Raw genomic sequence first — 24,218 nt, forward strand, 5'->3', positions numbered from 1 at the left:
CTAATAGGCCGAGGACTTACCACAAAGAAGCTACGCGTCCACTGTGCAATATCTGAAACAACACACGAGTAGTTGTTCAGCAAGCACAACCGAATACACGAATCCGCGTCCAGCCCTCTATCGGGATGGACACACGGTTCGCTCGTGATCTGCATTGTTTCGCAGAGTTACGGCGGCCATAGCGGAGGGGAAACGCCCGGTCCCATTCCGAACCCGGAAGCTAAGCCCTCCAGCGCCGATGGTACTGCACTCGACAGGGTGTGGGAGAGTAGGACACCGCCGAACACAACATCCCAGAATGGCCCCCGACCACGGTCGAGGGCCATTCTGCATTTCGAAACCACCCATCACCACACCCACGAGCATCCGACGAACGCGCGCGCACCCGCCACAATCCGGGCCTGACCTCGTGCCGGCAGACGACGCGACCGCGGACTGCGGACCGCTCCTACGAGCGCAGACGCGCGCGCGTTCGCTATCCGCGCGCACAATCGCGCCACGACCAGCCACCATTTCCCGCGCACCCGACGAACGCGCGCGCATTCGCGACGAGCCGGGGCCGGACCCGGGTGCCGGCTCGCGTCGTCACTCCGCGCGCTGTCTCAGGCATCCCAGACGCCTCGACTCACACACCGCTGCCCCGAACTGCTCCGGAGCGTTTGCCCCGACACACGCGCGCGCGTTCGCTATCCGCGCGCAGAATCGCGCCCCGACCACTCGCCATTTCCCGCGCACCTGACGAACGCGCGCGCATTCGCGGGCGATGCCGAGGCGGCAGCAACTGCGATGACCTGCAATACAGGTCAGGCGTGCACGGCAACAGGCTCGTCGGCGGTGACTTTCACATCTTTCGGATTCGCGAGGACTGTTTCGACGGAGCGTCCGCGAAGAGTCACCGAGTCACCGAATTCCCAGCGACCGGATTCCTCGTCTGCGGCACCGTCGACTGCCGTTTTGGAGGCCAGGATCGCCCCTGGAGCGTTCTTCGCCAGCTCGGAGAGGCGGGCGGCCTCGTTCACCGGGTCTCCGATCACGGTGTATTCGAATCGGGACTTCGCACCGACATTGCCGGCGACTGCGCGTCCCGCTGCGACACCCACAGCGGCACTGCAATCGGGCACTTCGACCAGCAGCCGTCGGGCAATTGCTCGTGCTGCGGCCAACGCCGAGCCGCAGTGGTCGGCAATTTCGTTGGGAGCTCCGAAGATAGCGAGCGCGGCATCGCCCTCGAACTTATTGATGAAACCGCCATGCTCGTCGACCTCGTCGACGACCACGGCGAAGAATCGATTGAGCAGATCAACGACTTCGGTGGGTGGTCGAGACGCCGCCAGCTCCGTCGATCCCACGAGGTCGATGAAGAACACTGCGATATCGCGTTCCTGGCCCCCGAGTTCGCTGTCGGATTGCAGTGCTTTCTCGGCGACCTCGTGACCCACGTGCCTGCCGAACAGGTCACGGATCTTCTCCCGATCGCGCACACCGTCGGCCATTCGGTTGAACCCGCTCTGCAGTTCACCGAGCTCGGTGCCGTCGTACACAGCGAGACGGACATCCATGTTGCCCTTCTCCACCTCGGCCATCCCCGCGCGCACATTGTTGATGGGCGATGTCGTGGCGAAACCTCCGAGCACGGTCAGCGCAAGGCCGAACACGATCGTGATGCCACCGAGGGAAAGGATGGACACGGCGAGCTGAGTCGCTGTCGTTTCGGGATTGATGAAGCGGAAGATCGCGATGATCATCAAACCGCTGACCGGCACGCCGGTGCCCAGCAGCCACGAGAGAATCGAGCGGCCCATGACTCCGGCAATACGAATCCGTCGAGGATCGCCGGCTTCGAGTGCCCGAGCTGCAGCGGGACGAAGGGCGAATTCACTGAGCAAATAGCTGAAGGCACAGACGACTGTGCCACCGGCGGCGATGGTGAAGGCCACCTTCGGGATCGACGCCGAGTCGATGATGCCGTCGATCGTGGTGAGCAGCAGCAAGGCTCCGATCCAGAGCAGAATTTGGATTCGCGTCAGTCGCCATGGCATCGCCAGTGTCGCGACCTGTTCTTCGCGGCTGGGTTGCCGGTCCTCGATTGCCCACCGCAAACTTCGCAGAGCGTGCGTGGTGCCCCACACCGCACCGACGACGAATGCCACGAACACGTAGACCGGGACGACGATGTAGTTCACCCACCAGTACTTGTCGGGATCGAGGACGTCCGGGCCGGGCACCACGACGCTGATCAACACACCGACGATGACCGCGCCGATCAGATTCGACAGGATCAGGAAGACGGTCAGCAGGATCTGGATTCGGACCCGCCGTCGGCGAGGTGATTCGGAGGTGTCGCCGAGCAGTCGGGAGCCCAGCGGAGCGGCAGATCGTCTCAATTGCGGCATGGTCGTCACAGACTATCGGGGCTCCTGCTTTAAGGTGGTCGAGTGCGTCTAGTTATTGCTCGTTGCCAAGTCGACTACGTCGGCCGCCTCACCGCACACCTCCCGTCCGCTCGCCGACTGCTCCTCGTCAAGTCCGACGGATCGGTCAGCGTGCACGCGGACGACCGGGCCTACAAGCCCCTCAACTGGATGTCTCCTCCCTGCTGGATGGTCGAGACCACCGAGGACGAGACGACCAAGTGGATCGTCACCAACAAGGCCGGTGAGGAACTTCGCATCACCATCGACGACGTCGAACTCGACTCGAGTCACGAGTTGGGTATCGATCCCGGTTTGGTGAAAGACGGTGTGGAGGCTCACCTTCAGGAGTTGTTGGCCGAGCACGTCAGCACCTTGGGAGACGGATACACGCTCGTGCGACGCGAATACATGACGGCCATCGGACCGGTGGATCTGCTGTGCCGCAACGCCGATGGCGGAACGGTGGCAGTGGAGATCAAGCGACGTGGTGAGATCGACGGTGTCGAACAGCTGACTCGGTATCTGGAGCTGCTCAACCGTGATCCGCTGCTGGCCCCGGTCAGTGGAGTGTTCGCTGCGCAGGTCATCAAGCCTCAGGCGAAGACACTGGCCACCGACCGCGGCATTCGTTGTCTCACACTCGACTACGACGTCCTACGGGGAACCGACAGCACCGAGTTCCGTCTTTTCTGACGGCGGTCGGCACGAATCGGCCCGTTCTCTACACTGGACGGGTGCCTCGTCGTAACCAACCCCGCCGACCGAATCGGAGCGGCCCGAGTGATCTCGCTCCGGCTACCGATTCCGTGCTGGGCGGCAACCGCGTCGAGGTCGGTCCGGACGGTGACACGTATACGACGCGGATGGTTCCGGGTGCCAAGGCCGTGAAGACCTATCGATGCCCTGGCTGTGATCACGAGGTGCGGCCGGGCGTCGCACATATCGTCGCGTGGCCGTCGGACGATTTCGGTGGTGCCGACAATCGCAGACATTGGCACACCGGATGTTGGTCCGGCCGAAACACGCGAGGCCTCACCCGCAGATGGTCGTAGCGGGGGAGGCCAGGCGCGGGACCTGCTGAATCAGGACGCCGAGTCGGCCGATTCCTTCTCGTCCTCGGCCTTCGCGGCTGCCTTCTCTTCTTCCTTCTTCAGGATGGCCGTCGGGTCGGGATTGTCGAGCAGTTCGCTCTCGCGATTGACCGAGGCGAGCATCGCCGGAACCGAATCGAGCTGGCCCCGAATTCCGAGCAGCTGTGCCAGTACGCGACTGCGGAGCACCCGCAGCTCCTCGGCCAGTTCTTTGGAGTGCGCGATGCGACGCTCGGCCTGCTCACTCGCGGACTGAAGCCGTCGGGCAGCCTCGGTGGTCGCTTCCTCGATGCGGCGGGCAGCGTCGGCCTTGCTCGACGCTTCGAGTTCCTCGAGAGCAGTGAGAACCTTGGTGCGGCGCTCGGCCATCGTGATCTCGAAGTCTTCCTGAACCTTGGCGCGCTTTGCCTCGGATTCGGCAGCCAACTTGTCGCGCTCGGCCTGCGCGGCCTCGACTACTCGAGCTGCCTCGGTGCGCGCCTGAGCCATGGTCTGCTGGTGTTCGGCTTCGAGTGCCGTTCGGCGCTCTTCGAGTTCGGCCACCAGTGACTCGTGCCGTCCGCGGAGTCGGGCACTCTCTTGCTGCGCAACGGAAATCATCTCCTCGGACTCCGAGTGCGCCTTCGCGCGGACCTCGGATGCCTCGTCCGAGGCCAGTCGCAGCATTCGTGAGATGCGATCGCTCATCCCCTCCGCCGTGGTGGGCGGAACCGACAGGCGATCGATGTCCTTGCGGAGTTCGTCGATCTCGTCGCGAGCGTCGTCGAGTTGCTTGGCCAGATCACGAGCCTGCGCGGCGGCCGCATCACGATCTGCGGTCGTCAAACGTAGTTCGGCGTCGAACCGCTCGAAGTAGTTGGTGACTTCGTCGCGATCGAACCCCTTCCGAACGATGGAAAAGGGAAGTTGCACCGTGGAAGTGCGCTCATGATCGATGGCCATGGCCGTCAATTTACCGGTGAGTCAAGTAGAGAGCCATACGGCTCGTTCACAGAGTTCGATCAGTGCCCGGCGGGGTTGGGTTCGACCAATTCGATCAGTACGCCACCGGCGTCCTTGGGGTGGACGAAGTTGATCCGAGAATCGGCGGTGCCGCGGCGCGGGGCGTCGTACAGCAACCGAACGCCGCGAGCGCGCAGCTCGGTCGAGATCTCTTCGATGTCGGTGACGCGGTAGGCCAACTGCTGCAGTCCCGGGCCGTTGCGGCCGATGAACTTGGCGATGGTGGACGATTCGTCGATCGGCGCGAGCAACTGCAGTGCAGCGGACTTCTCGGTGGCTCCGGGGAAGGAGAGCATCGCCTCGCGAACGCCCTGCTCCTCGTTGATCTCCTCGTGCACTGCAACCATGCCGAGGTGGTCGGTGTACCAGGTGATGGCCGCGTCGAGATCGGGCACCGCGACGCCCACATGATCGATAGCCGTCACCAGATCGGAGCGCAGCGGGGCTCCCGTGTAAGACTGCGTGCTGGAGGTCATGGCCATGACGTTAGCGCCAGCTGCGTTTCGGTGCTCCGCCCGGCCGGTATCGGTAGGGGGCGTCGGAGCGTTGATCTCGACAAGGCCGTCTTCATACTTTCGGAGGAAATCGTGACCACAACAGTCATCGTCGCCGGCGCTCGCACACCCGTGGGACGTTTTTCGGGCGCACTCAAGGATTTCTCGGGATCGGATCTCGGCGGAATTGCCATCAAGGGTGCCCTCGACAAGGCCAGCGTTGCGCCGGATCAGGTCGACTACGTCATCATGGGCCAGGTTCTCACCGCTGGTGCCGGTCAGATCCCGGCGCGGCAGGCTGCGGTTGCCGCTGGTATTCCGATGACCGTGCCCGCACTGACGATCAACAAGGTCTGCCTGTCCGGAGTCGACGCCATCGCACTGGCCGACCAGCTCATTCGCGCGGGTGAATTCGAGATCGTCGTCGCAGGCGGTCAGGAGTCGATGACCCAGGCGCCGCACATGCTCGAGAAGTCGCGGGCCGGATTCAAGTACGGCGATGTCACCATGCGTGATCACCTCGCCTACGACGGTCTGTACGACATCTTCACCGATCAGGCCATGGGTGCGTTGACCGAGCAGCGGAACCAGAGCTCCGAGGCGATCAGCCGCGAGGAGCAGGACACCTTCGCTGCCGCGTCGCACCAGAAAGCCGCCACGGCGTGGAAGAACGGGGTATTCGACAACGAGGTCGTCCCGGTCTCGATCCCGCAGCGCAAGGGTGAGCCGATCCAGTTCACCGCGGACGAAGGCATTCGCGCCGACACCACGGTCGATTCCCTCGGCAAGCTTCGCCCCGCCTTCGACAAGGCCGGCACCGTCACTGCGGGATCCGCGTCGCAGATTTCCGACGGTGCTGCCGCCGTCGTGGTGATGAGCAAGGAGAAGGCGGAGTCGCTCGGTCTGACCTGGCTCGCCGAGATCGGTGCACACGGGGTGGTGGCCGGTCCCGACTCCACCTTGCAGTCGCAGCCTGCGCGCGCTATCGCCAAGGCGTGCGAGAAGGAAGGCATCGACCCGAAGGACCTCGACGTCGTGGAGATCAACGAGGCGTTCGCAGCGGTCGGAATCGCGTCGACGCGTGAACTCGGCATCGATCCCGAGATCGTCAACGTCAACGGGGGAGCGATCTCGATCGGGCATCCCCTGGGCATGTCGGGAGCTCGCATCGCCTTGCATCTGGCTCTCGAGCTGCAGCGTCGCGGCGGCGGAGTGGGCGCTGCCGCACTGTGCGGCGGCGGTGGACAGGGCGACGCCCTCATCGTTCGAGTGCCGAAGCAGTAGGACTCGTAGTGGCTCTGGAGAAGAACTGAGACCAGAGCCACTACGCTCCGTCGTAGCAGACCGGGCACAATAGCTGGCATGACCAACTTCTTCGACCTGAGCAGCACGGCCAAACGTTTTCGTTTCATCGCCGTGCTCGAAGCGTTCACCTGGCTCGGACTGCTGATCGGAATGGCGTTCAAGTACATCCCCGCCGACGGCAACGAAATCGGCGTGAAGATCTTCGGACCGATCCACGGCGGCGTGTTCGTGGTGTACCTGGCCGTTGCCGTGTTGACGGCGATCAAGCTCAAGTGGGACGTCAAGGCGACCTTGCTCGCTCTCGTCGCGGCGTTCCCCCCCTTCGGCACCGTGATCTTCGAGATCTGGGCCGCGCGCACCGGCCGTCTCGCCGAGCTGAGCACCGGCCGATCCGCCGCCGATGCCAAGGTTCTCTCCTGACTGCCCGCCAGTGGATGACGCATCGCGTTAGTGACAAACTGTAGGGCGTGACTCGACCCGGTTCCCGTCCTCCCGTCCGCCCGTCAGCCGTCGTTCCCGCATCCATTGCCGGTGCCGTCGACCTGTCCGTTCTCAAGGACCGTCCGGCACCTGCACCTGCAGCCGAACCCGCAGGCGACGCGGGAGGACTGGCACCGATCGTGGACGTGACCGCGGCGACGTTCGAGGCCGAGGTGCTGCAGCGGTCCACGCAGGTACCGGTGATCGTCGACCTGGGTTCGGCGCGTTCGCCGCAGTCCCAGGCGTTGACGCGTCAGCTCGGGCAGCTGGCCGTGGAAGCCGCGGGTACGTGGGTGCTCGCGCGGGTCGACGTGGACTCCAATCCGCAGATCGCACAGGCCTTCGGCGTACAGGCCATTCCGACGGTGGTTGCCGTCGCAGCGGGCCAGCCCCTCGCCGATTTCCAGGGCACCCAGTCGGACGAGCAGTTGCGTCAGTGGCTACAAGCCGTCGAGCAGGCGACTGCAGGAAAGCTCACCGGGCCTCCCGGGGCGGCTGCTGCCGAACCGGAACCCGAGATCGAGGATCCGCGGATCGTTGCAGCCGAAGAAGCCATCGACGAGGGCGATTTCGACAAGGCAGAAGCCGCCTACCAGGCGATCATCGACGCCGAACCGAAGAACACCGAGGCGGTTGCCGCACTGCGTCAGGTCAAGTTCCTCGCACGGGTGCAGAACCTGGCACCGGACGCGATTGCCCTCGCCGACGCCGACGCCGGAAACGTACAGGCTCGGATCGATGCAGCGGACGCCGAAATGGCCGGTCAGCAACCGGAGCAGGCCTTCGCTCGTCTGATCGACGGAATCAAGATCAGCGCAGGCGACGACCGCACTGCACTGCGCACTCGACTGCTCGAGCTGTTCGAGCTGTTCGACTCGGCCGATCCGCTGGTGGTCTCCGCGCGGCGCAAGCTCGCGTCCGCTCTGTACTGACAGCAGGACTCAGCTGTAGCGCGCGTCGCACAGTTCCTTGCCGCCGAGAACTCCCGAACGGAACGCGTCGACTCGGGAGAACCCCGACGGCAGCGTCGTACCGTTGACGTCGCTGGCTGCGAGGCCGTCGCTGAGCAGTCCGGACACGGCTTCGTCGAGATCGCCTGGGGAAAGAAAGACTTCGAGGCCGGTGTCACCGTTCTCGGCGCTCATCGCCGAGGTGATGACCCCGGACAGGCATGCCGAACGCAGAGCGGTCTGCGGGTCGTCGAGGGTCTGGCCGGCTTCCTTCTGCACCGCGAGGGTGTAGCGCGAGGCGAACAGCACGTAGGCGCTGTAGTCACCGGAGACGTTGAGCGGCAATATGTCTCCGCGCTGCGGGGTCTCGGGCTGGCCGACTTCGGCCAGGCCCTCGACGTCGACGCCGATGGTGTTGGTCGAGGGGCAGTACGACACCGGCGCAGTGGCTTCGGCGTCGGCGCATCCGACGTCCGATCCGGTGTAGTCGACGGCCGGGGGATCTGCGACGGGCAGTACCTGCTCGAAGGATCGAGTGAAGGCGTCGAGGGAGTCCTCGGTGACCGGTAGTTCACCCGAGTCGTCAGGATCGTCGAATTTCTGCGGCAACGATGCTCGACGCGAGTCGATCTCGGCCTCGTCGATGCTCGTGCAGGCCCCGGCACCGTCGGTGAAGCCGATCTGCACTGCGGTGACGCGCTCGAAGGCAGAGCCGTGTACCGATTCCGGATCGTTGGGATCCACGTCGCGCACGGCGACGGTTGCGGCGAGGACGCCGTTCAGTCCGTCCGAGGTGTTGATGGTGAAGTGCGGCGCATCACCCTCGGCGACGTGGCGGATGAAGGCACCGGCGAAACAGTCGGCCTGTTGCTCGGCAACGATGGTCGGGGTGTCGTCGCCGACGAGCCCCGACTGGTGCTGAATGGCATGGCCGTATTCGTGGGCGATGACCATCACTACCGACATCGGTCCGAACGCGTCGACCAGAGCCGGTAGCAGGATGGTCCTGTCCCAGCCGATCGAGTCGTCACGGGTGCAGTAGGCAGCGTTGGGAATACCGCCGGTTCGGTCTCCGCAGAATCTGATGCCCGATCCCTCGTCCTCGGACGCGTCCCACGAGACGACCTTCGAGACCGGGGTGAACGTGCCCTTGAACAAGCTGGAGTACTGCTCGGCCCAGAACTGCTGGATGTCGTCGATCGCGTTCGTGGCGAGGATGTCCGAGTCGGTGCCCTCGGCGTTCTCCACGGTGATGGTCGAATCGGGGGCATCGGGCCGGGGCCCGCTGGGCCCGCTCGTCACCGGGAGTCCGGCAACGGTGAACGGGTTCTCGTAGATCGATACGGCGTTTCCGCTGACGGTCTGCGCGCACGAGGTCAACAGAATCAGCCCTGCAGTGGCGGCCGCGGCCAGTAGTCGGGGTGTGCGGCCGCCACTCATCTATCGCTCCAGTTTTATCCAGATCGCCCCGTTGGCGGGTAGGGCGACCTGGCCTGATGCCGGTCGACCGTGCCACGAGTGCGATGTTGCCGTCACTTCACCCAGGTTGCCCACACCGGAGCCGCCGTACTCCGTTGCGTCGGTGTTGAGGATCTCTGTCCAACGGCCGGGTTCCGGTAGTCCCACACGATAGCTGCCGTGCTCGGTACCGGAGAAGTTGAAAATACACGCGATGACCGAACCGTCGGATCCGTACCGCAGAAAGCTCAGCACGTTGTTCTCGGTGTCGTTGGCGTCGATCCACGAGTATCCACTCGGCGAGGTGTCGAGTGTCCACAGTGCGGGGTGGGACCTGTACGTCGAGTTCAGATCGGACACAAGGGTTTTGACGCCGTTGTGCAGAGGTTCTTCGTCGATCTGATACCAGTCGAGTCCGCGTTCCTCGGACCACTCACGGGTCTGCCCGAACTCCTGTCCCATGAACAGCAGTTGCTTGCCGGGGTGCGCCCACATGTAGGCGAGCATGCCGCGCAGGCCGGCTGCCTTGGCGTAATCGTCGCCGGGCATCCGAGTCCACAGCGTTCCCTTGCCGTGCACCACCTCGTCGTGGCTGATGGGGAGCAGGTAGTTCTCACTCCACGCATAGACCAGAGAGAAGGTGATCTCGTGGTGGTGGTAGCTGCGATGGATGGGATCTCGGCCGAGGAAGCCCAGAGTGTCGTGCATCCAGCCCATGTTCCACTTCATGTTGAACCCGAGTCCGCCGACGTTCGTCGGCCGGGTGACGCCGGGCCACGCCGTCGATTCCTCGGCCACGGTGACGACACCGCGGTGCTTCTTGTGCACCGTCGCGTTCATCTCCTGCAGGAAGGTCACGGCCTCGAGGTTCTCGCGGCCACCGTAGATGTTCGGCGACCAGCCGCCCTCGGGGCGGGAGTAGTCCAGGTACAGCATCGACGCGACGGCGTCGACGCGCAGTCCGTCGATGTGGAACTCGTCGATCCAGTACAGCGCGTTCGCGACCAGGAAGTTGCGCACCTCGCGCCGGCCGAAGTCGAACACCAAAGTGCCCCAGTCGAGTTGCTCACCACGCTGCGGGTCGCCGTGCTCGTAGAGCGGGCCGCCGTCGAACCGAGCCAGGGCCCATTCGTCCTTGGGGAAGTGGGCGGGCACCCAGTCGACGATGACGCCGATTCCGGCACCGTGCAGGTGATCGACGAAGTAGCGGAAATCGTCGGGGCTGCCGAAGCGCGAAGTCGGTGCGTAGTACGACGTCACCTGGTAACCCCAGGATCCGCCGAACGGATGCTCGGCGACCGGGAGCAACTCCACGTGCGTGAAGCCGGTCTCGGTGATGTACTCGGCCAACTGCTCGGCCAGTTCGCGGTACCCCAGGCCCGGTCGCCAGGACGCCAGGTGGATCTCGTACACGCTCATCGGTGCCTGCGTCGGCTCGATGCCTGCCCTGGTGTCGAGCCAGGACTCGTCGTTCCAGGTGTACGAGGACGCGGTGACGACCGAGGCCGTCGACGGTGGGATCTCGGTGGCGAAGGCCATCGGATCGGCCTTGTCCTTGACCGAACCGTCGGCACCGTGGACGCGGAACTTGTACAGCGCACCCGGAGCGATGTCGGGTACGAAGAGCTCCCACACGCCGGTCGAGCCGAGCACGCGCATCGGCCAGCTTCGACCGGTCCAGCCGTCGAAATCGCCGACGAGGGTGACACCCTGGGCTGCGGGAGCCCAGACCGCGAACGAGATACCGGTGACGGGGCCGTCGGGTGTCGCGTACGACTGTTGGTGCGCGCCGAGAATGTCCCACAGCCGCTCGTGCCTGCCCTCGCCGAACAAGTGCAGATCGAGTTCGCCGAGAGTGGGCAGGAACCGGTATCCGTCGGCAGATTCGGAGACGTGTCCACCGGGCCAGGTCACCACGAGGCGGTAGTCGATGAGGTCCTCGAACGGAATCAGAGCCGAGAAGACTCCGTGGGCGACGTGGGTCAGTTCGTGGTCGACGCCACCGACGCGGGCGACGACCTTCTCGGCATCGGGTTTGAGGGCGCGGATCGCGGTTCCACCGGCCACCGGGTGGGCTCCGAGGACGGAATGCGGGTTGTAGTGCCGCCCCGCTGCGATGAGTTCGAGATCGTTGTCGGACGGGGCTGCGACGGTGTCTTCGGGCGTCGTCGGATTCTCGGTCACGTTGAATCCACTCACTTTCGGTTGCCGCGGTAGGCCAGTTCGATACGAGCCGGGTACGGGATGTGGGGGAGCGTGAAGATGTGCGCCACCGACGTCCAGGGCTCGAGCCGGACGAAATTGGTGTGGCCCCAGTCGTAATGGACTCCGCTCACTTCGTCCTTGATCGTGAGGGTGTCCTGCCAGTCGTGGCCGAGGGCAGGCATGTCCAGGTGGATGGTGCCTTCTTCGGCTCCGAAGGGATTGAGGTTGATCACCACCAGGATCGAGTCACCGGTCTGCGGGTCGAACTTGGAGTACCCGATCAGCGCCTCGTTGTCGATGGTGTGGAAGTGGATGTTGCGGAGCTGCTGCAGCGCCGGATGCGCACGCCGGATTGCGTTCAGCGTGGTGATCCAGGGCTCGAGCGACTCGCCGCGGGCCAGCGCACCCTCGAAGTCGCGTGGACGCAACTGGTACTTCTCCGAGTCCAAGTACTCCTCGCTGCCCTCTCGCACAGCTTGGTGCTCGAACAGCTCGTAGCCGGAGTAGACGCCCCAGGTGGGGGCCATCGTCGCCGCGAGAGCTGCTCGGAGAGCGAACATTCCGGGCCCGCCGTGCTGCAGGCTCTCGTGCAGGATGTCCGGAGTGTTGACGAACAGGTTCGGACGCGCGTCGTCGGCGCGTCGGGCATGTTCCTCGGCGAACTCGGTCAGCTCCCACTTCGCGGTACGCCAGGTGAAGTACGTGTACGACTGCGTGAAGCCGCGCTGCGCCAGTCCGTACATGCGCACCGGGCGGGTGAAGGCCTCGGCGAGGAACAGCACGTCCGGGTCGGTCTTCTTGACCTCGGCGATGAGCCATTCCCAGAAGTCCGGCGGCTTGGTGTGCGGGTTGTCGACTCGGAAGACCTTGACTCCCAGCGAGATCCAGTATCGGACCACGCGCAGCACCTCTTCGTAGATGCCGCGTCGGTCGTTGTCGAAGTTGACCGGGTAGATGTCCTGGTACTTCTTCGGAGGGTTCTCGGCATAGGCGATCGTGCCGTCCGGCAGCACGGTGAACCACTCGGAATGTGTTGCAGCCCAGGGATGGTCGGGAGCAGCCTGAAGGGCGAGATCGAGTGCCACTTCGAGGTTGTGTTCGTGTGCAGCGGCGACGAACGCGCGGAAGTCGTCCTCGGTGCCCAGTTCGGGGTGGATGGCGTCGTGTCCGCCGTCCTTGGAACCGATGGCCCACGGCGACCCGACGTCCTCCGGTCCCGGGGTCAGCGTGTTGTTCGGGCCCTTCCGGTTGATGGTGCCGATCGGGTGGATCGGCGGCAGGTAGACGATGTCGAATCCCATCCGCTCGATGCGGGGCAACTGCTCGATCGACGTCGCGAACGTGCCGTGCCGCGGAGAGCCGTCCTCGTTCCATCCCCCGGTCGACCGCGGGAAGAACTCGTACCAGGCACCGTTGAGTGCGAGATTGCGATCGACCCACACGTTCACCGCGCGCGATCGAGTCACCAGTTCGCGCAGGGGGTGTGCGAACAGCAACTCGGCGACCGACGATGCGAACGCGGAGGAGACCCGGGCAGGCAGCGGGCGGTCGGTGTCGCGCAGCGCGGCGGCGACATCGGCCAGCATCTGCCTGCTCTCGGCAGGAACACCGGTGGCAGCCCGCAGGAACAGCCGTGCGCCGATCTCGAGATCGTTCGCGAGTTCGTGGGCACTCTGGCCCACTCCGAGCTTGGCTTCGACGGCATGGCGCCAGGTGCTGATCGGATCGCTCCACGCTTCGATGCGGCAGATCCAGTAACCCGGCCGAGAGGGGACGAACACCGCGTCGAACGTGTCGGGTTCGCGGCCCGGTGTCATCGGGATGCGTTCGAGTTTGCCTCCCGGCCCGCGCACCGACAGTGTCGCGGCCACCGCGTCGTGACCCTCGCGCCAGACGTCGGCGGAGACTGGAAACGTCTCGCCCACCACCGCTTTCGCGGGGTACTTCCCGGTCGTCGTATCTGGAAGGACATTGTCGATACCAAGTCGACCTGTCACTTCACACTCCATTCTTCGCTAGAGGTATGGCTGCGCGGGCGCAACCTCTGATCGAACCGATCTCGGTGTGCTTCTACTCGTCAACCGTAGTGCAGCAATGCAGATGGCGCGTGCGCCGACGCATACTGCCCGCGACGGACACCGTGGAGCAGATTTCGTGCAAGCCGCCCATCGACACAGGTGTCCGTGGGTAGGGTTCGACTCTGTGAAAGCTTTGCGCCGATTCACCGTCCGAGCCCATCTTCCCGCCCGCTTGAATGCCCTCGCCGAGCTCTCGACAAACCTCAGGTGGTCGTGGCACTCGTCGACGCAGGATCTGTTCGAGCACATCGATCCGCTGTTGTGGACCGAACTCGAGCGCGATCCCGTGGCCGTACTGGGAGCCGTCGCACCGGCGCGTCTCGAGGAACTCGCGGCCGACGAGCGCTTTCTGGCCGAGCTGGACGCCGCCGAGGCGGATCTGCACGACTACCTCGCCCGTCCGCTCTGGTACCAGAACGAGCTGGCCCAGGGACGTGCTCTGCCGTCGGGCATCGGGTATTTCTCGATGGAGTTCGGCGTCACCGAGGTGCTGCCGAACTACTCGGGCGGGCTCGGCATCCTGGCCGGTGACCACCTCAAGGCGGCCTCCGACCTGGGGTTGCCGTTGATCGGTGTCGGGTTGCTCTACCGCTCGGGATACTTTCGGCAGTCGCTGACGGCCGACGGTTGGCAGGCCGAACGCTATCCGTCCCTCGACCCGCACGGTCTGCCGCTGCGGTTGCTCACCGACGACGGCGACTCTCCGGTGCTGATCCACGTGTCCATGCCCGGATCTCGGGTTCTGCGAGCGCGGGTGTGGATCGCCCAGGTGGGACGCGTCCCGCTGCTGCTGCTCGATTCCGACATCGCCGACAACGACCCCGAGCTCAGAGGAGTCACCGACCGGTTGTACGGCGGCGACCAAGATCACCGCATCAAGCAGGAGATACTCGCCGGTATCGGCGGAGTTCGAGCGATCCGGGCCTACACCCGTGCACACGGACTGCCCGATCCCGAGGTGTTCCACATGAACGAGGGCCACGCCGGCTTCCTGGGCGTCGAACGCATCCGCGAACTCGTCACCTCGGGAACCCTGGACTTCGACGCGGCGCTGGCCGCGGTGCGAGCCGGCACCGTCTTCACCACTCACACCCCTGTCCCCGCCGGAATCGACCGGTTTCCGGCCGATCTGGTGCGGCACTACTTCGGAAGTGCGGACGGCGGCGCAGAGTCGGCGCTGCTGCCGGGTCTGCCGATGGACCGAATCCTCGCCCTCGGCAGCGAGAGCGACGCCTCGGTGTTCAACATGGCGCACATGGGGCTGCGCCTGGGCCAACGCGCCAACGGGGTGTCGAAGCTGCACGGAATCGTCAGCCGCGAGATGTTCAACGACCTGTGGCGGGGATTCGACGCCTCCGAGGTGCCGATCGGATCGGTCACCAACGGCGTTCACGCTCCGACGTGGTCTGCCCGGGAATGGTCGCTGGAGGGGGAGCTGTCCTCGGACCGCGTGTGGTCCACGCGCAACACCCTTCGCGCGCAACTGGTGGACGAGGTGCGGCGTCGGGTGCGGCGCTCGGCGCTCGAACGTGGCTCCACCGAGGCCGAGATCAGTTGGACAGCAAACGTTTTCGATCCCAACGTACTCACCGTCGGGTTTGCTCGACGGGTACCGACGTACAAGCGGCTGACGCTCATGCTGCGCGAACCCGAGCGACTGCGCGCCATGTTGCTGGACCCGGTTCGCCCGGTCCAGCTGGTGGTCGCGGGCAAATCGCACCCCGCCGACGACGGAGGAAAGGCGCTCATCCAGCAGATCGTCAGGTTCGCCGATCAGGCCGACGTACGGCACCGCATCGTGTTCCTGCCCGACTACGACATGTCCATGGCGCGCTTCCTGTACTGGGGATGCGATGTGTGGCTGAACAATCCGCTGCGCCCGCTCGAAGCGTGCGGTACCTCGGGCATGAAGTCCGCGCTCAACGGCGGCTTGAACCTGTCGATTCGCGACGGGTGGTGGGACGAGATGTACGACGGGGAGAACGGCTGGGCCATCCCGACGGCCGACGGCGTCACCGACGACAATCGCCGTGACGATCTGGAGGCCGCTGCGCTCTACGAGCTGCTCGAACAGGCAGTGCTGCCGAAGTTCTACGACCGCGGGGACGACGGCGTGCCGAGCCGCTGGATCGAAATGGTGCGGCACACCCTCGAGCAGCTGGGCCCGAAAGTGCTGGCGTCGAGAATGGTTCAGGACTACACACTCGGCTACTACGCGCCCGCAGCCGAATCCGCCCGCGCGGCCTCGGCGGAGAACCACCGCGGTGCCACGGACGTCGCGTCGTACCGCCGGCGCGTCGAACAGGCATGGGGCGCAGTGAAAGTCACCCGCGTCGACAGTGAAGGTCTGCCGGACACACCGGTGATCGGTGCGGAGCTCTCGCTGCGCGCGAACGTCGATCTCGGTGGACTGGACGCCTCGGACGTCGTGGTGCAGGCGGTCGTGGGACGCGTCGACGAGGACGAGAACCTCACCGACATTCGCACGACGGCCATGACGCACGTGGGAACCGACGGCGGCGAGCACGTGTACGCGGGCGAGACGCGGCTACCGCACAGCGGCACGGTGGGATACACGGTGCGGGTGCTTCCTCATCACCGCGGTCTGGCCTCGGATGCCGAGCTCGGTTTGGTGGCGACTGCCTGAGGGGCAGCTACTTTCCGGCCAGGCGGGTGAGGGCCTTGCGGACCACCTCCGGGTCCGAGGTCTCCCAGAACGGCGGCAGCGAGGCACGTAGGTAGCCGCCGTAGCGGGCGGTCGCGAGGCGCGAATCGAGAACGGCGACAACACCTTTGTCGTCGACGCTACGGAGCAGTCGACCGACGCCCTGCGCCAGCAGCAGGGCTGCATGGTTGGCAGCGACCGCGAGAAAGCCGTTGCCGCCACGTGATTCGACGGCCTGCTGCCTGGCCACCAGCAGCGGATCGTCGGGCCGCGGGAACGGAATGCGGTCCAGGATCACCAGGCTCAGCGACGGGCCCGGGACGTCGACGCCCTGCCACAGTGACAGTGTCCCGAACAGGGAGGTGGCCTCGTCGTCGGCGAACTTCTGCACCAGGGCACCGGTGGAGTCGTCGCCCTGGCACAGGATCGGCGTGTCGAGGCGCTCCCGCATCTCCTCGGCGGCGGCCTTGGCGGCGCGCATGGACGAAAAGAGTCCGAGTGTGCGGCCACCGGCGGCGCTGACCAGCGACTCGATCTCGTCGAGGTAGGACCTGGAGAGGCCGTCGCGTCCGGGCGGCGACAGATGCTTGGCGATGTACATGATCCCTGCCCGAGCGTGGTCGAACGGCGACCCGACGTCGAGCGAATTCCACCTGATCGACCCGGTGTCGGACGGCGGTTCCACACCCGACGCCATCGCGGTGTCACTGCGCGACGGCTTCTCCGCAGGCAGGCCCCAGTTGACGGCCAACCCGTCGAACGATCCGCCCACGGTCAAGGTCGCGGAGGTGAGGACCACGGTGGACTCGGCGAACAGGCGCGCTCGCAGCAGCCCGCCCACCGACAGCGGTGCAATGCGGACGGTGCGTTTGACGTTGCCGCGGAAATCGTCGACGGCATGCCAGACGACGTCCTTGCGTTTGGCCGGATCGGGTTCGTCGAATGCCGTGAGAACACGGACCGCGCTGTCGTGGACCTCGTCGACCGCCACGAGCGCGGCGCTGCGAGCCGCGGCGGCCTCGGGGTCACTGGTGGCCATGCCCTGCTTGTTGGGACCGATCGCGGTCCGTACCGCCCAGGCCGCGTCGCGAATGGAGGCGAGCGCGGGGCCGACGCCGTCGGGTAGGGACTGCCACCGGCTCGGGGGCAGCTCGTCCAGAATCGCGGCCCAGTTCTCGGCAGCTCCCTCGAGCTGGTCGACCGTCTCCTCCTCGATGAGCTTCGCGCTACGACGCGCCGCGGCGGTGACGGTCGCGGCCGACAGTTCCTCGGTGGCCACGCCGGTCACCCGGTCGACCAATTCGTGGGCCTCGTCGACGACCACGACGTCGTGCTCGGGCAGGATCTGAATTCCGGTGATCGCGTCGATCGCGAGCAGGGCGTGGTTGGTCACGACGACGTCGACCTGGGCGGCCTCGGTACGGGCGCGCTCGGCGAAGCAGTCCTCGCCGACGGGGCAGCGGGATTTGCCCAGGCATTCACGCGCGGTGACGCTGACCTGACGCCAGGCCTGATCGCTGACTCCGGGCACGACGTCGTCGCGGTCGCCGGTTTCGGTCTCGGACGACCACTTCGTCAGCCGTACCACCTCGCGTCCCATCCGCGAGACAGCGAAAGGGTCGAACAGTTCCGCATCCGGTGCCTCTTGCGCGGCACCGGTGTGGATCTTGTTCATGCACAGATAGTTGTTGCGGCCCTTCAGGATTGCGAACTTGGGGCGACGGCCGACGGCCTCGGTCAGGGCGTCGGACAGGCGGGGGAGATCGCGGTCGACCAGCTGCCGCTGCAGCGCGATGGTGGCCGTGGAGACGACGACGGTCTTGCCCGATTCCACCGCGTGCCTGATGCTCGGGACGAGGTAGGCGAGGGACTTACCGGTTCCGGTGCCCGCCTGCACCGCCAGATGTTCGCCGGTGTCGATGGAGTGCGCCACCGCCGAGGCCATCGTCAGCTGATTGCTGCGTTCCTTGCCGCCGAGCGAGTGCACCGCGACCTGCAGGAGAGCGGGAACGGTTGGCAACTCGGTCTTCGACGGCACCGAAGCAGACTACTGCCGATCGCCCACCCGGTTCGGTACCGACACCGCTCTCACCCCTCGACGAACCGGGTGGGTATCGCCGGCTCGCCCTGGGACAGCTTCAGGCCCTCCCACGGGAGGCTGACGAGGCGCCTGGCCAGCAGGTCGCGGCCGTCGGCGAGCGTCGGTAGGTCGGCGACTCGTTCGCCGCCGCGAACCAACGGCGTGGTCAACGTCTCCGCCGTCAGATCGTCGTCGACGGTCGGGGGAGCGTCGAACGGGTACACGATCTCCTCGACTGCGGTGCCGGTGCGGCGCGCGGTACGCAGCGCCGCCTTGGTGCCACCGCGCGACTCCTTGTGACTGCTGCGCTTGGCGACGGGAATGCCGTCGACGGTGACGAGTTTGTAGACCATGCCGGCCGTCGGGGCACCGGATCCGGTGACGAGCGAGGTGCCGACGCCGTAGGAGTCGACCGGCTCGGCTCGCAATGCCGCGATGGCGTATTCGTCGAGGTCACCCGAGACGACGATCTTGGTTTTCGGCGCACCCAGGGCGTCGAGTTGGTCGCGCACCTGCCGGGCGAGCACACCGAGGTCGCCGGAGTCGATGCGCACACCGCCGAGTTCGGGCCCGGCCACCTCGATGGCGTTGGCAACGCCCTGGGTGATGTCGTAGGTATCGACGAGCAGTGTGGTGCCCACACCGAGCGCGCGCACCTGAGCCGCGAATGCGGACCGTTCGTCCGGGCCGTCGGCTGTGGTGTGCAGCAGGGTGAAGGCGTGGGCCGAGGTGCCTGCGCCGGGAACACCGTGCCGGCGAACGGCTTCGAGATTGGACGTCGCGGTGAATCCGGCGAGATATGCCGCGCGTGATGCGGCGACAGCGGCTTCCTCGTGGGTTCGACGCGACCCCATCTCGATGATCGGACGGGACTTCGCGGCCGCCACCATCCGCGCTGCAGCGGACGCGATGGCGCTGTCGTGATTGAGGATCGAGAGCACAACGGTCTCGAGGACCACGCACTCGGCGAAGGTGCCGCGGACGGTCAGAACAGGTGAGCCGGGGAAGTACAGCTCTCCCTCTCGATAGCCGTCGATGTCGCCGGTGAACCGGTAGTTGCGTAACCACTCGACGGTGTCGACGTCGAGGAATTCGGCGACGATCCGCAACTCGTCCGGCCCGAATCGGAAGCGCGCGATCGCGTCGAGAATGCGTCCGGTGCCGGCCAGAACTCCGTATCGACGGCCACCGGGCAACCTGCGCGCGAAGACCTCGAAGCTGCAGATGCGATCGGCGTAGCCGCTGGCCAGGGCGGCCGAGAGCATCGTGTATTCGTACTGATCGGTCAGCAGCGCGGTGCTGGCACCGTCGCTGTGATTCGCGTGATCTGTGGTCGCGTCGTTGCTCACCTCGCCCACACTACGAGCGAAGGGGCGAGCGTGGGACGCTGGCCCGACACGCCGTACCCTGTTGGGCATGCCTTGGTTGACGGTGGACGGCTCGCTTCTGCCCGTGGACGGCCTCTCGGCACATGAGGTCGTTGCTGCGTCACCGCAAGCGGTCCCGGCCCAGACCGAGGCCGTTGCGGCCGACGAATCTCACGACACCCCCTGGGTCACCATCGTGTGGGACGACCCGGTCAACCTGATGCACTACGTCACCTACGTCTTCCAGAAGCTCTTCGGCTACAGCAAGGCCAAGGCGACCGAGCTGATGATGCAGGTGCACTCCGAAGGCAAGGCCGTGGTGTCGAGCGGCGAGCGCGACGCGATGGAGAACGATGTTCGACGGCTGCACGCGGCGGGTCTGTGGGCCACCATGCAGCAGGACAAGTAGTCAACCGCTCATCACCTCTTCGGCAGAGAAGGACATCAGCAACAGTGCGCACGTGGACGAGACGGAATTCGCTGTCCGGGGTCAAGATCAAGTCCGAGATCGACGCTCGTGAGGCCGCCGTACTCCGTTCGCTTGTCGGCTCGGTTCTCGGATTGCTGCGCGACCGTTCCGCCGCTGCGCCCACCGACGAACTCGCAGCGCTGACCGGTCTGCGCACCGGGCACAACAGCCCGCCCGAGGATGCCGCACTGGCGCGGCTGTTGCCGGACTTCCACCGCGCCGACCCCGGCCGCGACGAGGAGGATTCGACCGACCTCAACGGTGCCCTGCGCGGACTGCACGAGCCCGAGATCATCGACGAGAAGTTGGCTGCCGGATCGATGATCCTGGCCACGCTTCCCGAGTCCGGTGGCAAGATCGTGCTGACCCAGGAGCAAGCGGATGCTTGGCTGACCGGCCTCAACGACGTGAGGCTGGCGCTCGGCACGACGCTGGGGATCAGCGCGGACACACCCGACGTTCTCGACGAGGGTGATCCTCGCGCTCCACATCTCGACGTCTACCACTGGCTGACCTGGATGCAGGATTCACTCGTACAGGTCCTCATCCCCTAGGACGCACGCGTGACCGCTGCATTCCAGACTCCCGGACCGCGGGACTCCCTGACCGACGTGGCCGGTCTGCTGGTCGGTCATCATCACGAACTCGACGACGACGCCGCGATGGGCTCCGGTTCGGCCACCGGCTGCACCGTCGTGCGTGCGCTGGGTGGTGCGACGGCGGCCGTCGATGTTCGCGGCGGCGGGCCGGGGACTCGCGAGACCGATCTGCTCGATCCGAGCCACTCCGTGCAGCACGTCAACGCGATCCTGTTGACCGCGGGCAGTGCCTACGGGCTCGCCGCGGCCGACGGTGTCATGCGGTGGCTCGAAGAGCACGGTCAGGGCATCCCGATGGGCAGTCCCGATCACGTCGTACCGATCGTCCCCGCCGCGGTCATCTTCGATCTTCCGGTCGGCGACTGGGCTTCTCGGCCGACGGCGGAATTCGGCTATCTCGCCGCGGCCGCAGCGGCAACCGATTTCGCGACGGGATCGGTCGGGGCCGGTGTCGGTGCCCGCGCCGGAGTTCTCAAGGGCGGTGTCGGTACCGCGAGCACGGTGATCGAAGGCGGTCCGGCGGACGGGGTCACCGTCGCGGCGCTGATGGTCGCCAATCCGGTGGGCGCGGTGTTCGACCCGCGTACCGGCCTGCTGTGGGGCGTCGGCACGCTCGGGCCCGCGGCGTTCGGGATGCGCAAGCCCGACGTGAACCAGCTGTGGTCCGCGCTCGCCCTCGAGCCGAAGGGCACTGCGCTCAACACCACGATCGGTGTCGTCGCCACCGATGCTGCGTTGTCGTCCGCGTCGTGCAAGCGGATTGCCGTCGCCGGTCACGACGGGTTGGCGCGGGCCGTGCGACCGGCACACTCGCCGCTCGACGGCGACACGATCTTCGCAGTGTCGACCGGCACCAGACCCGTCACCGCGGAGTCCTCGGTGCCCGCCGCGTTCTCCGCGGAACTCCCGGTACTGGCCGCGGTCACCGAGGCCGCGGCGATCGTCGTCGAGCGAGCCATCGCCCGGGCCCTGCTCGACGCCACCTCGGTGGCCGGCATCCCCACGTACCGCCAGATCTTCACGTCCGCGTTCGGTGGATCGGGAGCTTGAGCTCAGCTCGCGCGATACCTCTGCCCGGTACCGTGGAGGGAACTGTTCCGGAGACGATCATGAGCGATATCAGTAACCGTCCCGCCGAGCGTGCGCGGCCGGTCTGGATGCAGGCCGCCATTCTGGTGGGAGCATTCACCGTGTTGCTGTGGGTCATCGAGTTCATCGATGTGGCCAGCGGTTCGAGGCTCGAACGCAACGGGATACAGGCCCGATCGGTCGAGGGTTTGTGGGGCATTCTGTTCGCGCCCGTGCTGCACGACGACTGGCAGCATCTGATCGCGAACACCGTGCCGATCGTCGTACTCGGATTTCTGGTGTTGCTCTCCGGTTTGACGCGTGGTCTGGCTGCCACCGGGATCATCTGGGTGGTCGGCGGGTTCGGTACCTGGCTGACCGCCGGTTCCTACACGAACACGATCGGCGCGTCGATCCTGATCTTCGGTTTCATCGCATACCTGTTGGTGCGTGGCTTCTTCACCCGCAAGCTCGGTCAACTGGCGATCGGAGTCGTGGTGTTCGTGCTGTACGGCAGCGCACTGTGGGGCGTGCTGCCGAGCGAGCCCAACGTCTCCTGGCAGGGGCATCTGTTCGGCGCGGTAGGCGGAGTGGTTGCCGCTCGACTGCTGTCCGCCGACGCGCGAGCCGAGAGGGCGCGCGCGAAATCGCTCGATCGGCCCACCTCGTAGTTCGAGGTAACTCCGGACACACCTGAGTTCGGCGGTGAATTTCGCCGACTCGCGCTGTGAATACTGCCCGAACGTTTCGAGTGATGCGCTCGGCGTGGCAGCATGGCTTTCATGCGAATTACCGTCCTGGGATGTTCGGGCAGTGTGTCCGGACCCGATTCACCCGCGTCGGGCTACTTGTTGGAAGAAGAGGAGACCGCGCCGGTCGTCCTCGACTTCGGTCCCGGCATCCTCGGGGCGTTGCAGCGCTACGCCGATCCGGGAGATGTGAGCGTTCTGCTCTCGCATCTGCACGCCGATCACTGCCTCGACGTTCCCGGACTACTGGTGTGGCGTCGCTACCATCCCAGCCCGCCGGAGTTCACGCAACTTCTTCGCGTTCCGGCTCGCTACCAGCAGCTCGGTGTCAGCCACCGAACTTCTTCTTCGATTCCGCGGCCGCAGGCTCGGGCAGATCGCCGGGGTACGGCAACGCCAGTGCTTCCTTCTGCACCTCGAACAACTTCTCGATGCCGACGAATGCGGAGTCGAGCAGCTTGTCGAGTGTGGTTCGAGGGAAGGTCGCACCCTCTCCGGTTCCCTGGATCTCCACCAGCGTGCCGGTGTCGGTGGCGACGACGTTCATGTCGACCTCGGCGCGCGAATCTTCCTCGTAGGGCAGATCGAGGCGCACTCGGCCGTCGACGACGCCGACACTGACGGCGGCGATCATGCACGAGATGGGCTGCGGATCGGCGAGGCGTCCCGCTGCTCGCAGGTAGGTGACGGCGTCGTTGAGAGCCACGAACGCTCCGGTGACAGCTGCAGTTCTGGTTCCGCCGTCGGCCTGCAGTACGTCGCAGTCGAGGGCGATGGTGTTCTCGCCGATGGCGGCCAAATCGATGCAGGCACGCAGTGAACGCCCGACCAAGCGGGAAATTTCCTGGGTACGCCCGCCGACCTTGCCCTTGACGGACTCACGGCCGTTGCGAGTGTGCGTCGCGGCCGGGAGCATCGCGTACTCGGCGGTGAGCCAACCGAGGCCGGATCCCTTCCGCCAGCGCGGCACGCCCTCCTCGACGCTGGCCGTGCACATCACCCTGGTGTTGCCGAACTCGACCAGCACCGACCCTGCCGGGTGGCTGGTGAAGCCGCGGGTGATCTTGATGTTGCGGAGCTCGTCGTCCGCCCTGCCGTCTTCTCGTCTGGACACGACTCGAAGCCTAGCGCGTCCTCAGACGGTGAAGACGTCCCCTGGGAGAACGGCATGCACCGGTCCACTGAACTCCGCTTTGGCCTCGGCGATGACGTCCTCGCGGGACGTCCACGGCGGAATATGGGTGAGCAGCAGCTCCCCCACCCCGGCCTCACGAGCGATGCGGCCGGCCTCGGTTCCGGACAGGTGCACGCCCTCGGGCCGTTCCGGACTGTCGGTCCACGACGCCTCGCACAGGAACATGTCGGCCCCGTGCGCCAGATCCTGGACTGCCTGACACATTCCGGTGTCTCCGCTGTAGGCGAAAGTGCGGCCTTCCGCCGTGGTGACGCGCATGCCGTACGACTCGGGGGGATGGAACACCTGCCGAGCGAGGATCGACAGCTTGCCGAACTCCACTGTGCGTCCGTCCACCCAGCGACGCAGGTCGATGGTGTCGGACATGTCGTCGATCTGCCCGCCGCACTCGGCCGAGGCGACTCCGAGCCGGAACGCCGTGTCCTTGGGTCCGTAGACGATCGCTCGTCCCTCCGGCGGGCTGGGATGGTAGCGACGCCACACCAGTAGTCCGGGAACGTCGAGGCAGTGATCGGCGTGCAGATGCGAGAGCAGAACGCTCACATCTCC

Annotated in this window: 20 protein-coding genes, 1 rRNA gene and 1 pseudogene; 12 read left to right on the top strand and 10 right to left on the bottom strand. The window is 65.8% G+C overall.

All coding sequences use genetic code 11. The features are described 5' to 3' along the window. The first annotated feature begins 168 nt into the window (after positions 1-168). Positions 169-285, top strand: a 5S ribosomal RNA gene (gene rrf / locus CH256_RS02910). 518 nt (positions 286-803) lie between these two features. Here the strand turns inward: rrf and CH256_RS02915 are convergent. Continuing rightward, positions 804-2,393 (bottom strand): adenylate/guanylate cyclase domain-containing protein, encoded by a 1,590-nt coding sequence (locus CH256_RS02915; protein WP_094668835.1) that lies wholly within the window; start codon positions 2,391-2,393, stop codon positions 804-806. 42 nt (positions 2,394-2,435) lie between these two features. Here CH256_RS02915 and nucS point away from each other — a divergent pair, with 42 nt between their 5' ends. Both nucS and CH256_RS28435 read left to right on the top strand, forming a co-directional pair. Beyond that, the gene (gene nucS, locus CH256_RS02920; protein WP_094640377.1) at positions 2,436-3,107 is read left to right on the top strand and encodes an endonuclease NucS; all 672 of its coding nucleotides are present in this window, start codon (positions 2,436-2,438) and stop codon (positions 3,105-3,107) included. 41 nt (positions 3,108-3,148) lie between these two features. Further along, the gene (locus CH256_RS28435; protein ID WP_094668830.1) at positions 3,149-3,466 is read left to right on the top strand and encodes an ATP/GTP-binding protein; all 318 of its coding nucleotides are present in this window, start codon (positions 3,149-3,151) and stop codon (positions 3,464-3,466) included. 30 nt (positions 3,467-3,496) lie between these two features. On the opposite strand, the gene CH256_RS02930 is transcribed toward CH256_RS28435, so the two are convergent. Both CH256_RS02930 and mce read right to left on the bottom strand, forming a co-directional pair. After that, positions 3,497-4,447 (bottom strand): hypothetical protein, encoded by a 951-nt coding sequence (locus CH256_RS02930; protein ID WP_094640376.1) that lies wholly within the window; start codon positions 4,445-4,447, stop codon positions 3,497-3,499. A 59-nt stretch (positions 4,448-4,506) separates the two neighbouring features. Then, positions 4,507-4,989 (bottom strand): methylmalonyl-CoA epimerase, encoded by a 483-nt coding sequence (mce, locus tag CH256_RS02935; RefSeq protein WP_373454768.1) that lies wholly within the window; start codon positions 4,987-4,989, stop codon positions 4,507-4,509. Between the two features lie 105 nt (positions 4,990-5,094). On the opposite strand from mce, the gene CH256_RS02940 reads away from it, so the two are divergent. The 3 genes from CH256_RS02940 (at position 5,095) to CH256_RS02950 (ending at position 7,718) form a co-directional block, all read left to right on the top strand. Continuing rightward, a complete protein-coding gene (locus CH256_RS02940; protein ID WP_094668831.1) occupies positions 5,095-6,285 on the top strand; it encodes an acetyl-CoA C-acetyltransferase in 1,191 nt (396 codons plus the stop codon). Between the two features lie 69 nt (positions 6,286-6,354). Beyond that, the gene (locus CH256_RS02945) at positions 6,355-6,726 is read left to right on the top strand and encodes a DUF3817 domain-containing protein (protein ID WP_176460304.1); all 372 of its coding nucleotides are present in this window, start codon (positions 6,355-6,357) and stop codon (positions 6,724-6,726) included. Between the two features lie 104 nt (positions 6,727-6,830). After that, entirely contained in the window at positions 6,831-7,718 is an 888-nt protein-coding gene (locus tag CH256_RS02950; protein ID WP_068050416.1) for a tetratricopeptide repeat protein, read from the top strand. Positions 7,719-7,727: 9 nt separating this feature from the next. On the opposite strand, the gene CH256_RS02955 is transcribed toward CH256_RS02950, so the two are convergent. Genes CH256_RS02955 through CH256_RS02965 form a run of 3 tightly spaced genes read right to left on the bottom strand, consistent with a single transcriptional unit; the run spans position 7,728 to position 13,396 of the window. Then, complete coding sequence (locus tag CH256_RS02955; protein WP_068050403.1) at positions 7,728-9,176, bottom strand: metallopeptidase; 1,449 nt, start codon at positions 9,174-9,176, stop codon at positions 7,728-7,730. Then, positions 9,177-11,378, bottom strand: a complete 2,202-nt coding sequence (gene glgB, locus CH256_RS02960) for a 1,4-alpha-glucan branching protein GlgB (protein ID WP_094668836.1) — start codon at positions 11,376-11,378, stop codon at positions 9,177-9,179. An 11-nt stretch (positions 11,379-11,389) separates the two neighbouring features. Continuing rightward, positions 11,390-13,396 carry an alpha-1,4-glucan--maltose-1-phosphate maltosyltransferase gene (locus CH256_RS02965; RefSeq protein ID WP_094640374.1) on the bottom strand — a complete coding sequence of 669 codons (2,007 nt, stop codon included), beginning with the start codon at positions 13,394-13,396 and terminating at the stop codon, positions 11,390-11,392. Positions 13,397-13,601: 205 nt separating this feature from the next. Between CH256_RS02965 and glgP the strand changes: the two genes are divergently transcribed. Then, positions 13,602-16,124 carry an alpha-glucan family phosphorylase gene (gene glgP, locus CH256_RS02970; RefSeq protein ID WP_094668832.1) on the top strand — a complete coding sequence of 841 codons (2,523 nt, stop codon included), beginning with the start codon at positions 13,602-13,604 and terminating at the stop codon, positions 16,122-16,124. A 7-nt stretch (positions 16,125-16,131) separates the two neighbouring features. Here the strand turns inward: glgP and CH256_RS02975 are convergent, their stop codons facing one another. Further along, entirely contained in the window at positions 16,132-18,180 is a 2,049-nt protein-coding gene (locus tag CH256_RS02975; protein ID WP_094640372.1) for an ATP-dependent DNA helicase, read from the bottom strand. Positions 18,181-18,230: 50 nt separating this feature from the next. Next, complete coding sequence (locus CH256_RS02980) at positions 18,231-19,580, bottom strand: nicotinate phosphoribosyltransferase (RefSeq protein WP_094668833.1); 1,350 nt, start codon at positions 19,578-19,580, stop codon at positions 18,231-18,233. Between the two features lie 58 nt (positions 19,581-19,638). On the opposite strand from CH256_RS02980, the gene clpS reads away from it, so the two are divergent. From clpS to CH256_RS03005, 5 genes and pseudogenes are all read left to right on the top strand, one after another. Next, positions 19,639-19,998, top strand: coding sequence for an ATP-dependent Clp protease adapter ClpS (clpS, locus tag CH256_RS02985; RefSeq protein WP_179271977.1), 360 nt, complete (start codon positions 19,639-19,641; stop codon positions 19,996-19,998). Positions 19,999-20,042: 44 nt separating this feature from the next. Next, positions 20,043-20,612, top strand: a complete 570-nt coding sequence (aosR, locus tag CH256_RS02990) for an oxidative stress transcriptional regulator AosR (protein WP_094668834.1) — start codon at positions 20,043-20,045, stop codon at positions 20,610-20,612. A 9-nt stretch (positions 20,613-20,621) separates the two neighbouring features. After that, positions 20,622-21,707, top strand: coding sequence for a P1 family peptidase (locus tag CH256_RS02995; RefSeq protein WP_094640370.1), 1,086 nt, complete (start codon positions 20,622-20,624; stop codon positions 21,705-21,707). Between the two features lie 59 nt (positions 21,708-21,766). Then, entirely contained in the window at positions 21,767-22,396 is a 630-nt protein-coding gene (locus CH256_RS03000) for a rhomboid family intramembrane serine protease (protein WP_094640447.1), read from the top strand. Positions 22,397-22,507: 111 nt separating this feature from the next. Next, a pseudogene (locus CH256_RS03005) lies at positions 22,508-22,783 on the top strand (MBL fold metallo-hydrolase); the annotation flags it as partial. A gap of 19 nt (positions 22,784-22,802) precedes the next feature. Here the strand turns inward: CH256_RS03005 and rph are convergent. Both rph and CH256_RS03015 read right to left on the bottom strand, forming a co-directional pair. Continuing rightward, positions 22,803-23,588: a ribonuclease PH gene (gene rph / locus CH256_RS03010; protein WP_068050410.1), complete on the bottom strand. Its 786-nt coding sequence runs from the start codon at positions 23,586-23,588 to the stop codon at positions 22,803-22,805. A gap of 21 nt (positions 23,589-23,609) precedes the next feature. Beyond that, on the bottom strand, positions 23,610-24,218 hold a 609-nt coding region (locus tag CH256_RS03015), incomplete at its 5' end, for an MBL fold metallo-hydrolase (protein WP_094668838.1).

Source organism: Rhodococcus sp. 05-2254-6 (genome assembly GCF_002258565.1).
Classification (GTDB): Bacteria; Actinomycetota; Actinomycetes; order Mycobacteriales; family Mycobacteriaceae; genus Rhodococcoides.